Here is a 13,526-nt window from a genome sequence, read left to right as displayed (position 1 = left end):
TTGGGGGCGCGGCCCCCGGGGGTGCGGCCCATCGGGCGGGGCGGGGGCGGTGGGTGGGCGGGGCCCCGCGCTTGGGGCGGGGGGGGGAGGGCGTCGGGGGGGGGGGGGCCCCGCCCCCCCACGCCCGCACCGGGCAGCACGGTGTCCGGCAGCGCGCCGTCCGGCAGCGCCCGGTCCGGCGGCGCGCCGTCGGACCGCGCCCCCGCGGGCACCTCGGCGCCCGGCCTTCCGCCTTCCGGCGCACCGCCCGACGCATGCGCGTGCCCGGTGGCCGCGGATTCCCCGGATCGTTCGTACACGGTCATGGTCCCCCTCCAGATCGCTCGGTCCGATGTGTGCCACCACCGTGCACCACCCCACTGACAATCGATCCCCCGCCCAACGTCACCGCAGGTCAGAGCGATTGTCAGTGGGTGGTCCTACCGTCGTTGTCATGCTGCTGCCTGATGAGGGAGAGTCCGCGCGGACCGCCGAACCGGCGGGGCGCGCCCCCGTCGCCCCGGCCGACGCCGAGGCGGCCCGCAGGCGTGCCGAGCGGAGGGCCGCCCGGATCACCGACGGGGCGCGGGAGTTGGAGGAACGCCTCGCCGATCTCCTGCGCACCGGCCTCGCGGTGTCCGGGCAGAGCGGCCAGGACCGCTGGGAGGAGACCGCCGCCCGGATGGTCGACGCCCAGGCCCCGGGACTGGCCGCGCGGGTGCGCGAGTTGGGCACGCTGGCCGCCTCCGGGCCGGGGTGGCCGGCGCGGATGCTGGAGGAGTGCGGGCTGCTCCATCTGCTCGACACCGCCTGGCTGGGCCGGGACCGGCTGCCCGCACCCCTGCTGGCGACGGTCCGCACCCGGGTGGGGCTGCCCTCGGCGCCGGACGGCCCGCCGGTGCGCGACCGCTGGCAGGTGCTCGCCCGGTACGACACCTCGGACGGCAAGCTCGTCACCCGCCGCATCTGGCTGTACGGAGAGGGGTCGGGCCGCACGGCGGTGCTGCTCTCCTACGGCCCGGGGGGCCGCGCCCCGGAGCTGTCCCTCCCGGTGGGCACGGTTCTGGACGCGGAGTTGACGCCGCATCCGGGTGCGGGGCGCCGGGCGGAGCTGGGGGCGGTGTACGGCACTCCGGCTTCCACCCGCACGCCCCCGCCAGGGGCGTCGCCCGCCGACGCCCTCGCCGGATACGGCCGCGCGCTGAGTGAGGACCCCTGGGCGGAGCGGCATCCGGTGGTGCTGGGCGCGGTGATACCCGTCCCCGCCGACGGCCGCTGGCAGCTCGCCGACGAGGAGACCGGGAGCGCCCTGCCGGTGGCGGGGGACCCGCGCTCCCGGCCGGGGCTCTGGCGGCTGGCCGCGCTCTCGGGCGGCGGCCCGGTCACGGTCTTCGGCGAGTTGGGCCCGCGCGGGTTCGCCCCGCTGACGGCCTGGGCCGCCGGTGAGGGCGACGGCGACGGCCCGGGCGGGACGGTCGCCCTGGCCTGACCGGCGAGCGCGCGGCCGGAGGATCCGCCCGGCCCCACTCGACCGCCCGCCCCCGCATCCACATCCGCACCCGCACCCCACACACGCCTGCCGGAGGTGAACCATGACCACCACGAACCAGCCCCAGACCGGGCCCTGTCGCCCGGACCGCGACCACCCGCACGTCCCGGACCGCCCGCACGTCCCGGACCCCGCCGACGCCACACCCCGCCCCACGGAGTGGGACGAGCTGGTCACCCGGGCCCTGCTCGGTACGGACCGCCGCCCGGCGCACTCCCCGGACGGCGGGTTCGGCGGACCGGCCGCGCTGCTGGACGCGGCTGCGGTGCACGCCGTACGCCGCCGGGCAGGACTGCGCCCCGCCACGGCCGTGGCGCTCCCCGGCCGGGCCCCCGACGATCCCCGCCCGCCGCTGCCCCCGGCGGCCCGCCGCAGACTCGCGCAGCTCCTCGCGGACCGGGCGGGCGGCCCGCACGGCGGCAGGCGGGGCACGGCCCCCGATCTGACCGAGCTGATCCCGCAGTGGCTGGCCGCCGCCAACCGCCACGGTTACCGCGCGCCCGCGGCGCTGCTCCCGGCCCTGCTGGACGCGGCGCGGGCACGTACCGACCTGCGTCCGCACGCACTGGCCTTCGCCGGTCCGCGCGGCCGTTGGCTGGCCGCTCTGAACACGGACTGGCGGTTCGCCCTGCGCGACAGCGCTCCGCAGGCCGCCCTCCGGGGCGGACCGGGCGGCTGCGCGGACGCGGAAGCGATACGCGAACTGTGGGAGGAGGGGCTGTTCACGGAGCGGATCGCGCTGCTCAGTGCCGTACGGCTCCGCGATCCGGACGCGGCCCGGGACCTGCTCGCCGGTACCTGGTCCGGCGAGCGCGCGGAGGACCGGCTGATGTTCCTGGACACGCTCCGCGCCAAGCTCTCCGGGGCGGACGAGGACTTCCTGGAGGAGGCGCTCGGCGACCGCAGCCGCAATGTCCGCGCCACCGCCGCCGAGCTCCTCTCCACCCTGCCCGACACCGCGTTGGGCCGGCGGATGGCCGCCCGCGCGGCTTCCTGCGTCAGCCTGGACCGCAGGTCGAGCAGTGCACCGCCGCCCGTCCCCTGCGGCTCCTCCACCGCGTCCGGCGGACCTGCTCCCACGTCCGGCGCGCCTGCCCGCGCAGTCGGCGGGCCGTCCCTGTTCATCGAGGCACCGCACGAGTGCGACGCCGGAATGCAGCGGGACGGGGTGATCCCGGTGCCGCCCGCCGGAAAGGGCGAACGATCGTGGTGGTTCGGCCAGTTGATCGAATCGACTCCGCTCGCCACCTGGCCCGCCCGACTCGGCGGACGCACGGCGCGGGAGCTGGTGACGCTGCCGGTGGCGGACGACTGGGCCGCCGACCTGCACGCCGCCTGGTGCCGTGCCGCCGTGCGGCAGCGGGACGAGGAGTGGGCCCGGGCGCTGCTCGGCGCCCCCACCGCGCCCCCGGCGGACACCACCGGGACCGACTCGCCCGCCGAACGGTCCAAGCTCCTCGCGACCCTGCCCCTGGAGGAACGCGCCGCGTGGGCGGCCGGTTTCATAGCGGCCCACGGCCTGTCCGACGCGTTCCAGCTGCTGGGCGTGTGCACCGTACCCTGGGCCGCGCCACTGGGACGCGCGGTCGTCGACGCGCTCGACATCGCCCGCGAGGCGGGCAGTTACCCGTGGAGCTTCAGCGGAGTCATGGGTCTGGCCGAGCGCTGCCTCGACCCTTCCGAGGCCGACCGGCTGGACGTGCTCACCACCCCGGAGGACGAACGCGAGGACGCCTCACCGGGCGCGGGCGGCTACTGGTCGGAGGCCTTCCAGCGCTTGGTCTCCACCCTCCGGCTGCGGGCCGCCATGGAGACCGAGCTGGCCCCGGCCGGGCCCTGACGTACAGCGGATCATGGCGAGCGGGGCACGGGCGGGCGGCGCCCGGAACGCCCGGAACGCCTGACCACCTGCCCACCCCGGCACCCGGGCACCCCGGCCACCCCGGCACCGCCCCGCCACCGCCGTGCACCCGCCGGTATCAGGCGTCCGCCGGGTGCGGGACGTTCGCGTTGACCCAGTCGACGATCGCGGTGGTGGTCGCCCCCGGGGTGAAGATCGCGGCGACCCCGAGTTCCCTGAGCGGCGCGATGTCCTCCTCCGGGATGATCCCGCCGCCGAAGACCTTGATGTCCTCGGCCTCCCGCTCCCTCAGCAGCTCGATCACCTTGGCGAACAGCGTGTTGTGGGCGCCGGAGAGGATCGACAGACCGATCGCGTCGGCGTCCTCCTGAATGGCGGTGTCCACGATCTGTTCCGGGGTCTGGTGGAGGCCGGTGTAGATGACCTCCATTCCGGCGTCCCGCAGGGCCCGCGCGATGACCTTGGCTCCCCGGTCGTGGCCGTCGAGCCCCGGTTTGGCCACCACCACACGAATCGGACCGGACACACCCATCACTGCCTCCACCTGGTCTCCCGCACCGCCGGTCGCGCCGTCCCGGGCCATGCCCCGGGCCACGCCCGAGCCGCGTTCCGCGCCGTACGCGCCGTAACGCGCTGTTCCCGAGCCGGACGCCCGAGCCGACGCCCGAAACGACGCCCTCGCGATGCCCGCGCCGACGATCCGCGGATGTGAACGAACGTTATCCTCAGCATCCTTCCTCGTCGCGTCCCGTTTCGTGAAGGACGTGAGGGGGGAAATCTCCTTGTGGGACATGTTCGCCATACGCCCGCCCCCTCCATCGAGAGGCGCACACCCGCCACCTGGGGACGGTCGTAAGGGGAGCCGCCAGAGGTCGCCGCACACCCGCGCCGTCAGCCGCACGGCGCGGAGGTGCGGCCCCCCGCGAGCGTCCGGTCCCTCGGCCGTCCGACCGGGACACCGAGGGAGCGGACGGCAGCAGGCCGGAGATTCCGGCCGCCGGGTTCTCCGGACCGGCGCAGCCACCGGAGCGAAGCGACGAAAAAGAACAGACGGCCACCCGGACTCCACCAGGCGGTCCGGGCACCGGAAGAGCGGTCAGACCGGCATCATCTCCCGTCGGCGGCCGACCGGGCCGGGTCGCGACCTCGCCACGGCACCCCCTGAAGGCGCGCGGGACCGAAGCCGTTCGCGCGTGCCGGTGCAGGAGGTCGGCCATGAATCTGTTGCCTTTGCTCACCCTGCTGCCGCGTCTGCCGCGCTTGCTGCGCCTGCCGTCACCGCAGGCCCTGCGCTCCTCGTCCGCGCTGCTCGGGGCCACCGCACTGGATCTGGCGGTCCTCGCCGGACACGTGCTCGCCTACCCGACCGGCCTCACCCCGGAGCGCCGCAGGACCACCCCCAATTCCGGCCAGGAGCTCGACGCGCTGCCCTCGGGTGTGTCCGCGCTGCCCCTGGCCCGGGAGGACGACCGGCCGCCGGTGGTGCTGCTGCACGGGTTCATCGACAACCGCTCCGTCTTCGTACTGCTCCGCCGTTCGCTCGCCCGGCACGGCCGGCGCCATCTGGAGTCGCTCAACTACTCCCCGCTGACCTGCGACATCCGTGCGGCTGCCGAACTGCTCGGGCGGCACGTGGAAGAGATCTGCGAGCGCACCGGCCACCAGCGGGTGGACGTCGTGGGGCACAGCCTGGGCGGTCTGATCGCCCGGTACTACGTACAGTGCCTGGGCGGTGACCACCGGGTCCGTGTCCTGGTCACCCTCGGCACCCCGCACGGCGGCACCGCCGTCGCCCCGCTGGCGAGCGCCCACCCGATCGTGCGGCAGATGCGGGCCGGTTCCGACTTCATCGAGGAGCTGCGCACCCCGGCGCCGGGGTGCCGGACCCACTTCGTCTCGTTCTGGAGCGAGCTGGACCGGGTGATGGTGCCGGTACGCACTGCGTGCATCGACCACCCCGACCTCGACGCGGAGAACGTACGGGTCACGGGCATCGGCCACCTCGCGCTCCCCGTGCACCCGGCCGTCGCCGCCCGCATCCGCCAGGTGCTCGATTTCCCCGGCTCCACCACCACTGCGGGCGGCATCGCGGGCGGCGCCACCGTGGCCTGAGGGAGCAGACGGCGCGGGCGTGGCCCGAGAGGACCGGGCCGCCCACCTCACGTCGGTGGGGCCTCACCGCAGGAGGACGGTGACGCCCCGCTCTTCGAAGATCTCCAGGATCACGTCGAAGAGGGTCGCCTCCCTGTCGCCCGAGGGCACCGGCTGCGTCAGCCGCGCCCGCGCGTCGGCGGAGTTCACCCAGTCGACGGTGAATCCGGGGGCGGCGCCCCAGCGGCCACGCAAGCAGTCGATCAGCGCGTCCAGGTTCCAGCCGAAGTACCCGCCCGGGCCGTTGACGGCCTCCCCGATCGCGCACCAGAAGCTGTTGCGGTCGACGGTGTACCGGCCGTCCAGGGTGACCGTCCGCCCCTCGGGCGCGTCCGGCTTTCCCTGCCGACGCCATGCGTGGGAGCACAACGCCACGGACAGCCAGGCCCATTGCCCGGCGGTGGAGAGCCCCTGCCAGAGGCCCGGGCGGTCCGGTCCACCGGCTCGGACGAGGTCCCACACCGCTTCCGAGCCGGGCACGGCGTCTTCGCACCACAGCTCGACGCTCAGGTCGACCAGCCCGGCACCGTGGGCGGAGGGCCGGGTGTCCGTGACGGTCACGTGGTGGACGAAGTAGCTCCCGATGGCCGCGCCGTCCGGGCCGAGGACGGAGAGCCAGGCATTCCCCGCTCCGGCCCGTCGCCCACCGGTGTGGTCGAGGGCCTTCAGCAGGCCGCCCTCCGGACGGCAGCCGGTGAGAAGCACCCGGCGCTCCCCCGTGTCGGCCTCCCCCGCGTCGCCCCCGTCACCGACCGGCGTGAACAGGCCCTCGGCTCCGTGTGCGCAACCCCAGACGTCGTTCTCGTCCTCGGCGGACCTGAGGGCGTGGCCCTCGCCTCCGCCGCCCTGCACTGTCCCGTCCACCGAATCTCCCCCTTCGCGCCGATCGAACACCGATCCCCCACCGCACCGGCCACCGCGATCACGTTCCGTCACCACGGTCGACGGAAATCAGAACGGATTCCTCGAACGCAACGCCAACAACGGGTCTCCGCTGCGCCGAAAGACGCCCGAATGCCCGGTTCCCCCGAGACCAAACCCTTCCGAAGATTGTGGCCGTCACACACCGCCAGGTACAGTCGCGGCCACTGCTTCCCCGGGGCTCACCCCACTGAACTCCGGACTGGTCCTGCTGCCGAGGCGAGAGAGAAGTTGGTGAACGACCAGCACACCCACGCCGGGTACGCCGGATACGACGCGTCACAGACGGGCAGCTACCCTGCCGGTCCGCTCTACGGGACGTACCCCGGCGAGCACGGCGTCGCTCCCGGTTCCGGATACGACAGCGACTTCACGGCGGTCCCCACGCCCGCCCAGCACGACGCGTATCCCGGTCAGGACACCTCCTACGCCGTCGGCTCCTCCTGGGAGAACGGCCCGCACGAAGGCGCGCACGGCGGCGCGCACACCGGCACGTACGCCGGTTACCCGGCCGACTCCGGGACCGCGCACCACCATCCGTACGACACCACCGGCAGCTGGCATGCCGGCCCGGCCGGTTCGCCCGACCAGACCGGGCAGTGGGACTCCAGCGGCTGGCAGCAGGCCGCGACCCACACCACGACCGGCCAGTGGGCCTTCACCGACACCGGGGCCTTCCCCACCGCCACCTTCGAGTCGTCCCTGTACGAGACGGGGGCCTTCCAGGCGGCCACGGCCACCGGCGCGTACGAGAACCACGGCGGGTACGACGGCTCGGGATATTCCGACTCCCCCGCCGGTTACGGAACCGGCGCCCCGCACTACGAGCCCACCGCACATGGGACCGGCGCCTTCGACACCACGGCCTACGCGACCGGCGCCCTCGACACCACGGCCTACGCGACCGGCGCCTTCGACACCAGCGCCTTCGCGACCGGCGTCCACGACTCCCCCCTCCACGACACCCCCGCCTCCGGTGTCCCCGCCTACGCGGCCACCGCGTTCGCCACCGGCGCGTACGACAGCGGCTCCTACGACGCGACCGCCTGGAACACCGCCCCGGCCCCCGCCGCCACGCCCGGGGCGAGCGCGTACGTCCCGGAACAGATGTCCTACCCGCCCCACGAGCAACACCGGGCGACCCCCGAACACCTGACCCCCGAACAGCCGGCCGTCGAGCACACGGTGCCCGAACAGCACGGGGACTCCCCGGACGAGGCCGATCCGCTCGCCCCGGACGAAGACCCGCACGCGCACCACACCGCGCAGAGCGCCGCGCACGACACCGCGCAGGCCCCCGTCTCCACCCGCGCGTCCGAGGACCCGGACGGCCTGCCGGACACCTGGCCCGACCCGTACACCGCCGCCGTAGGGTCCGAGGGGCGGTCCGAGGGCCGGTCCGCCGCCCGGAACCGGGCCCGCCGCCGTACACCCGCCAAGCGGTCCGCGCTGCTGACGATCGCGGTTCCGTCCGCCTGCGTGATGGGCGTCGCGGGGATCGCGGCGGCTTCGGTCGGAGGGCTCGCGCGCGGCGAGGAGACCAAGGACGACACGACGACGATGGCCGCCGCCGACACGGCCGCCGTGAAGGCGCTCGCGTCCAACACCAAGCTGGACACCCAGCTCGCGGGGGTCGACGCGGCCGGTGCGGACTTCCGGGACCGGGCCAGCCGTACGCAGGAGCGCATCGACCTCAAGGAGCGGCAGGCCGCCGAGAAGAAGAAGCGCGAGGAGGAGGCCGCCCGCAAGGAGGCCGCCCGGCCCAAGTTCCTGCTGCCGGTGGCGCAGCACGGGCTCAGCGCGTACTTCGGTCAGGCCGGGGTCAACTGGATGTCCGTGCACACGGGGATCGACTTCCCGGTGCAGTACGGGACCCCGGTGATGGCCGCGACCGACGGCACCGTACGCACCCAGTGGAACAGCGCCTACGGCAACATGGCGATCGTGACCATGGAGGACGGCACCGAGACCTGGTACTGCCACCTCAGCAGCACCAAGATCCGCTCGGGTCCGGTGAAGGCCGGCGACGTCATCGCGTACTCCGGCAGCTCCGGCAACTCCACCGGCCCGCACCTGCATTTCGAGGTGCGCCCCGGCGGCGGCTCCGCGGTCAATCCGCTGCCCTGGCTGGCGAGCCACGGACTCAACCCGCAGTAGTCCCCGGAGCGTTCACGGAAGGCCGGGCCAAGAAGGCCCGGCCTTCGACGTGTTCGGGCCGACCGACCGCTACAGCTTCTCGACGGGGGCGTACCGCAGCAGCAGCTTCTTGGGCCGCTCGTCGCCGAAGTCGACGGTGGCCTTCGCCTGGTCGCCGAAGCCCTCGACGGCGGTCACCGTGCCCAGGCCGAACTGGTCGTGCGTGACCCGGTCCCCGACCACCAGCGTGACCACCGGCTTCTCGCCGGTGCGCCGGGTCGCGAAGCCGGAGGGGCCGGAGCGGGCGCGGGAGGAGGAGAGGGACGAGGTGATCCCCGAGGTGGGTCCGGCCGAGGCCGCCATCGGCCCCTTCCGCTTCCACTCCAGGTGCTGGTCCGGGATCTCCTCCAGGAACCGCGACGGCGGGTTGTACGAGGGCTGGCCCCAGGCGCTCCGCATGGAGGCGCGGGTGAGGTAGAGGCGTTCGCGGGCGCGGGTGATCCCGACGTACGCGAGGCGGCGCTCCTCCTCCAGCTCCTTGACCTGGCCCAGCGCCCGCATGTGCGGGAAGACGCCGTCCTCCATGCCGGTGAGGAAGACGACGGGGAACTCCAGCCCCTTGGCGGTGTGCAGCGTCATCAGCGTGATGACGCCGGAGCCGTCCTCGTCCTCGTCGGGGATCTGGTCGGAGTCGGCGACCAGGGCCACCTTCTCCAGGAACTCCGCGAGCGTCCCGGACACCCCGGCCGCCTCGGCGTCCGCGTCGGCGCCACCCGCGTCGCCCTCGGCCGGCTCGGCCGCCGCGCGGGCCCGGTCCTGCTCGAACTCCAGGGCTACGGCGGCGAGTTCCTGGAGGTTCTCGATGCGGGTCTCGTCCTGCGGGTCGGTGGACGCCTGGAGTTCGGCGAGGTAGCCGGTGCGTTCCATGACGGCTTCCAGCACGACCGCGGGGCCCGCGCCGGACTCCACGACGGTGCGCAGCTCCTCCATCAGCGTGTTGAACCGCTTCACGGCGTTGGTGGAGCGGGCCGCCATGCCGTACGCCTCGTCGACGCGGCGCAGCGCCTGCCCGAAGGAGATCTTCTCGCGCTGCGACAGGGCGTCGATCATCGCCTCGGCGCGGTCGCCGATGCCGCGCTTGGGCACGTTGAGGATGCGGCGCAGCGGTACGGAGTCCTCGGGGTTGGCGAGCACCCGGAGGTAGGCCAGGATGTCCCGGACCTCCTTGCGCTCGTAGAAGCGGACGCCGCCGACGACCTTGTAGGGCAGGCCGACGCGGATGAAGATCTCTTCAAAGACCCGGGACTGGGCGTTGGTGCGGTAGAAGACCGCGACGTCGCCCGCCTTGGCGTCGCCCGCGTCGGTGAGCCGGTCGATCTCGTCGGCGACGAACTGCGCCTCGTCGTGCTCGGTGTCGGCGACGTACCCGGCGATGCGGGTGCCGGTACCGGCGTTGGTCCAGAGGTTCTTGGGGCGGCGGCTCTCGTTGCGCTCGATGACGGCGTTGGCGGCCGAGAGGATCGTCTGCGTGGAGCGGTAGTTCTGCTCCAGCAGGATCGTGGTGGCGTCCGGGTAGTCCTCCTCGAACTGGAGGATGTTGCGGATCGTCGCACCCCGGAAGGCGTAGATCGACTGGTCCGCGTCACCGACGACGCAGAGCTCGCCGGGTGCGTCCTGCTCGCCCGCCGGTCCGACCAGCTCGCGCACGAGGGTGTACTGGGCGTGGTTGGTGTCCTGGTACTCGTCGACCAGGACGTGCCGGAAGCGGCGGCGGTAGTGCTCGGCGACGTCGGGGAACGCCTGGAGCAGGTGGACCGTCGTCATGATGATGTCGTCGAAGTCGAGGGCGTTGGCCTCGCGCAGCCGTGCCTGGTAGAGCGCGTACGCCTGGACGAGGGTCTTCTCGAAGCCGTCGGCGGCCTGCCCGGCGAAGGTCTCCTCGTCGATGAGCTCGTTCTTGAGGTTGGAGACCTTGGCGGTGAAGGACTTCGGCGGGTAGCGCTTGGGGTCGAGGTCCAGGTCGCGGCAGACCAGGGCCATCAGCCGCTTGGAGTCGGCCGCGTCGTAGATCGAGAACGACGAGGTGAAGCCGAGCCGCTTCGACTCGCGGCGCAGGATGCGGACGCACGCGCTGTGGAAGGTCATGACCCACATGGCGTTGGCGCGGGGGCCGACGAGCTGCTCGACCCGCTCCTTCATCTCTCCGGCGGCCTTGTTGGTGAAGGTGATCGCCAGGATCTGCCCGGGGTGCACGCCGCGCTCGGCGAGCAGGTGGGCGATGCGGTGGGTGAGCACCCGGGTCTTGCCGGAGCCGGCGCCCGCGACGATGAGCAGCGGGGATCCGGCGTGCACGACGGCGGCGCGCTGCTCGGTGTTGAGTCCGTCGAGCAGCGCGGCGGAGTCGAGGACCGGGCGCGGGGCGCCGTCGCGGTAGTACCCGTCCCTGGGCGGCGGGGGCGCGTCGAAGAGCCCTTCGAAGAGGCCCTCGGGCTCCTCCTCGGGCGCGTGGTCCTCGGGGGGCGGCGGGGGCCCCTCGTCCACGGGCTGGAGGCCGGTCAGGAAACTGTCGTCAAAGAGGCTGCTCATCGCTAGTCGAGTTTAGGGTGTCCGGCCGACAGTCCGGGCGGGCTTCGCCGGAGCCGGCGGACGCCCGTCACCGGGTGTCAAGGGCCGTACGCGGCGCGCGAAGGAATCCCCGGGGCGGGCGCGGTACGGACGCCGTACGGCCGACGCGTCACGGCCCCGGGGCGCACCTCTGCGACCAAGGTCACGAAAATGTATCGGGCATATCGCTCATCGCCCTTCCCAGCCGTCCCGCCGCTTGGCTACCGTGCTCAGCCGGACGACCCGTCCCCCGCGGCAGGCCGGACGCCCCGTGCCGCGCCCGGCCGTCCCCGTCGGGCGGGCGGCGACGTGGGCCCGGCCCCGCGGCAGGCGGCCCACGGAAGGAGATGCCGTCGTGGCATCGCATCGCAAACCCCGCACCCCGGTGCGCGTCTCGTCGCAGGCCGTCGGCTTCACCACGGTGGCGCTCGCCACCGCGACCCTGCTCTCCACGCAGAGCGCGACGGCCGCCCCCTCGGCGCCCAAGCCGAGCATCGAGGACGTACGGAAGAAGGTCGACGACCTCTACCGCGAGGCGGGCTCCGCGACGCAGGAGTACAACCGCGCGAAGGACGCCACGGCCGAGCAGCAGGACCAGGTGGACGCCCTGCTGCGGGAGGCGGCCGAGCGGGCGGACAAGGTCAACGCGGCCCGTCGCGCGCTGGGAAGCTACGCGGCGGCCCAGTACCGCAGCGGCGGACTGGCCTCCACCATGACGTTCTTCCTGGCGGACGACCCGCAGTCGTACTTCGACCAGGACCATCTGATGGAGCGGCGCACCAGCCAGCAGGAGAAGGCGGTCGCCGCCTTCCGTACGGAACAGCTGGCCGCCGCCGAGAAGCGCACCGAGGCGACCGAGAGCCTGCAGGCGCTGACCGAGTCGCAGGCGGATCTGCGCACCAGCAAGCAGACGGTGCAGAACAAGCTGTCCGAGGCGCGCACCCTGCTGTCGAAGCTGACCGCCGAGGAGAAGGCGCGCCTGGCGGAGCTGGAACGGAAGAAGGAAGCCGAGGCGAAGAAGAAGGCGGAGCAGCTCGCCGCCCAGCAGGCCGCCGCCGCGAAGGAGGCGGCCGAGAAGGAGGCCGCCGAGCAGGCCGCCGCGGGCTCGGACACGTCGGCCTCCGGCAGCACCGGCGGCGGCACCGCCACCGGCTCGACCACGTCCGCGTCCACCAAGGGCGCGCAGGCGCTGGCGTTCGCCGAGTCCCAGATCGGCAAGCCGTACGTGTGGGGAGCCACCGGCCCCGCGTCGTACGACTGCTCCGGCCTGACCCAGGCGGCCTGGCGGGAGGCGGGCGTCGACCTGCCGCGCACCACGTGGGACCAGGTCGACGTGGGGACGAGGGTCGCGACGGCGGACCTCCAGCCGGGGGACCTGATCTTCTTCTACGACGACATCAGCCACGTGGGCATCTACAAGGGCGACGGGATGATGGTCCACGCCCCGAAGCCGGGCGCGTACGTCCGCGAGGAGTCGATCTACTACATGCCGATCTACGGCAGCGTCCGCCCGGCCTGACCGGCGGGCGTCTTCCGCCCCGCCGCACCGTCCGGCCCGCGCCTACGGGGCGCCGGGCCGGAGCGGTGGCTACGAGCACCCACGGAAAACGCGGACGGGCCGTACGACGCCGCCTTTCTGCCGCGCTGCCGGATCGACCTCGAAGCGGCGGAGGTGCCGGTCACCGAGCCGGGCGTGTGATCATGCCCGGCCCCCTAAAGCGTGTTGCAGAAGCCTGCGGGGCTGGATCAGGTCGCCCGCCCCGGCCGGATCAGGTCCAGAGCGTGGCGATGAAGATGTTGGCGACGGTCAGGCCGCCCACGGCGGCGAAGGCGCCCTTGGACACCTTCTCCTCGTCGCGCTTGAGATAGATGAGGGCCAGGATCACGACGAGGATCAGCAGCTTGATGCCGATCTTGACGTTGTTGACCGGGTTGTCGTCGGCCTGGTGGAAGCCGACGAGGGCGACGCCGGTGACGAGCATGGTGAGCGCGCCGTGCAGCATCGCGGGGACGAACCGGGCGGTGCCGGCACCCATCGCCTTCATCTGCGTCAGGAAGCCGCCCAGCAGGGAGGCGATACCGATGATGTGCAGGGCGACGAAGACATGGATGAGTACAGACATGTCGGCAGCCTAACGACGGCCGCGGCACCCCCCTTCGGTCAGGTGGGGCTTACCCGTGCCCACCCGGGCGCGGCGCACCCTTTCCCGAAGCTGCCCGAAAGTGACCGGATCACCCGCCGTCGCCCCGGTCGCACTCCGAAGACGAAACGTCACAGGAGGTCAATTTCGATCATGACGCCTTCTGGGCCCGCCCCGGGGTTAG

General features: G+C 73.3%; 9 protein-coding genes. 5 read left to right on the top strand and 4 right to left on the bottom strand.

Annotated features, from left to right (window positions below; all coding sequences use genetic code 11):
- The first annotated feature begins 277 nt into the window (after positions 1-277).
- Both ACFWEE_RS03735 and ACFWEE_RS03730 read left to right on the top strand, forming a co-directional pair.
- Positions 278-1,468, top strand: coding sequence for an SWIM zinc finger family protein (locus ACFWEE_RS03735; protein WP_386886158.1), 1,191 nt, complete (start codon positions 278-280; stop codon positions 1,466-1,468).
- Positions 1,469-1,571: 103 nt separating this feature from the next.
- Complete coding sequence (locus ACFWEE_RS03730; RefSeq protein WP_386886048.1) at positions 1,572-3,368, top strand: DUF5691 domain-containing protein; 1,797 nt, start codon at positions 1,572-1,574, stop codon at positions 3,366-3,368.
- Between the two features lie 139 nt (positions 3,369-3,507).
- On the opposite strand, the gene ACFWEE_RS03725 is transcribed toward ACFWEE_RS03730, so the two are convergent.
- The gene (locus tag ACFWEE_RS03725; protein WP_386886047.1) at positions 3,508-3,921 is read right to left on the bottom strand and encodes a cobalamin B12-binding domain-containing protein; all 414 of its coding nucleotides are present in this window, start codon (positions 3,919-3,921) and stop codon (positions 3,508-3,510) included.
- Between the two features lie 683 nt (positions 3,922-4,604).
- Between ACFWEE_RS03725 and ACFWEE_RS03720 the strand changes: the two genes are divergently transcribed.
- Positions 4,605-5,501 (top strand): lipase family alpha/beta hydrolase, encoded by an 897-nt coding sequence (locus ACFWEE_RS03720; RefSeq protein WP_386886045.1) that lies wholly within the window; start codon positions 4,605-4,607, stop codon positions 5,499-5,501.
- Positions 5,502-5,564: 63 nt separating this feature from the next.
- Here ACFWEE_RS03720 and ACFWEE_RS03715 read toward each other — a convergent pair whose 3' ends face one another.
- On the bottom strand, positions 5,565-6,404 hold the full coding sequence (locus tag ACFWEE_RS03715; protein ID WP_386886043.1) for a barstar family protein: 840 nt from the start codon (positions 6,402-6,404) through the stop codon (positions 5,565-5,567).
- A gap of 291 nt (positions 6,405-6,695) precedes the next feature.
- Between ACFWEE_RS03715 and ACFWEE_RS03710 the strand changes: the two genes are divergently transcribed.
- A complete protein-coding gene (locus ACFWEE_RS03710) occupies positions 6,696-8,618 on the top strand; it encodes a peptidoglycan DD-metalloendopeptidase family protein (protein WP_386886041.1) in 1,923 nt (640 codons plus the stop codon).
- 69 nt (positions 8,619-8,687) lie between these two features.
- On the opposite strand, the gene pcrA is transcribed toward ACFWEE_RS03710, so the two are convergent.
- Complete coding sequence (gene pcrA, locus ACFWEE_RS03705) at positions 8,688-11,183, bottom strand: DNA helicase PcrA (protein WP_386886040.1); 2,496 nt, start codon at positions 11,181-11,183, stop codon at positions 8,688-8,690.
- Between the two features lie 373 nt (positions 11,184-11,556).
- Between pcrA and ACFWEE_RS03700 the strand changes: the two genes are divergently transcribed.
- Positions 11,557-12,720, top strand: coding sequence for an NlpC/P60 family protein (locus tag ACFWEE_RS03700; RefSeq protein WP_386886038.1), 1,164 nt, complete (start codon positions 11,557-11,559; stop codon positions 12,718-12,720).
- Between the two features lie 250 nt (positions 12,721-12,970).
- Here the strand turns inward: ACFWEE_RS03700 and ACFWEE_RS03695 are convergent, their stop codons facing one another.
- Complete coding sequence (locus ACFWEE_RS03695) at positions 12,971-13,324, bottom strand: hypothetical protein (RefSeq protein ID WP_386886036.1); 354 nt, start codon at positions 13,322-13,324, stop codon at positions 12,971-12,973.
- Positions 13,325-13,526 lie beyond the last annotated feature (202 nt).

Origin of the sequence: Streptomyces sp. NPDC060184, from assembly GCF_042728795.1 — a bacterium.
Lineage (GTDB): Bacteria > Actinomycetota > Actinomycetes > Streptomycetales > Streptomycetaceae > Streptomyces.
This window is presented reverse-complemented; position numbering and strand designations above follow the sequence as displayed.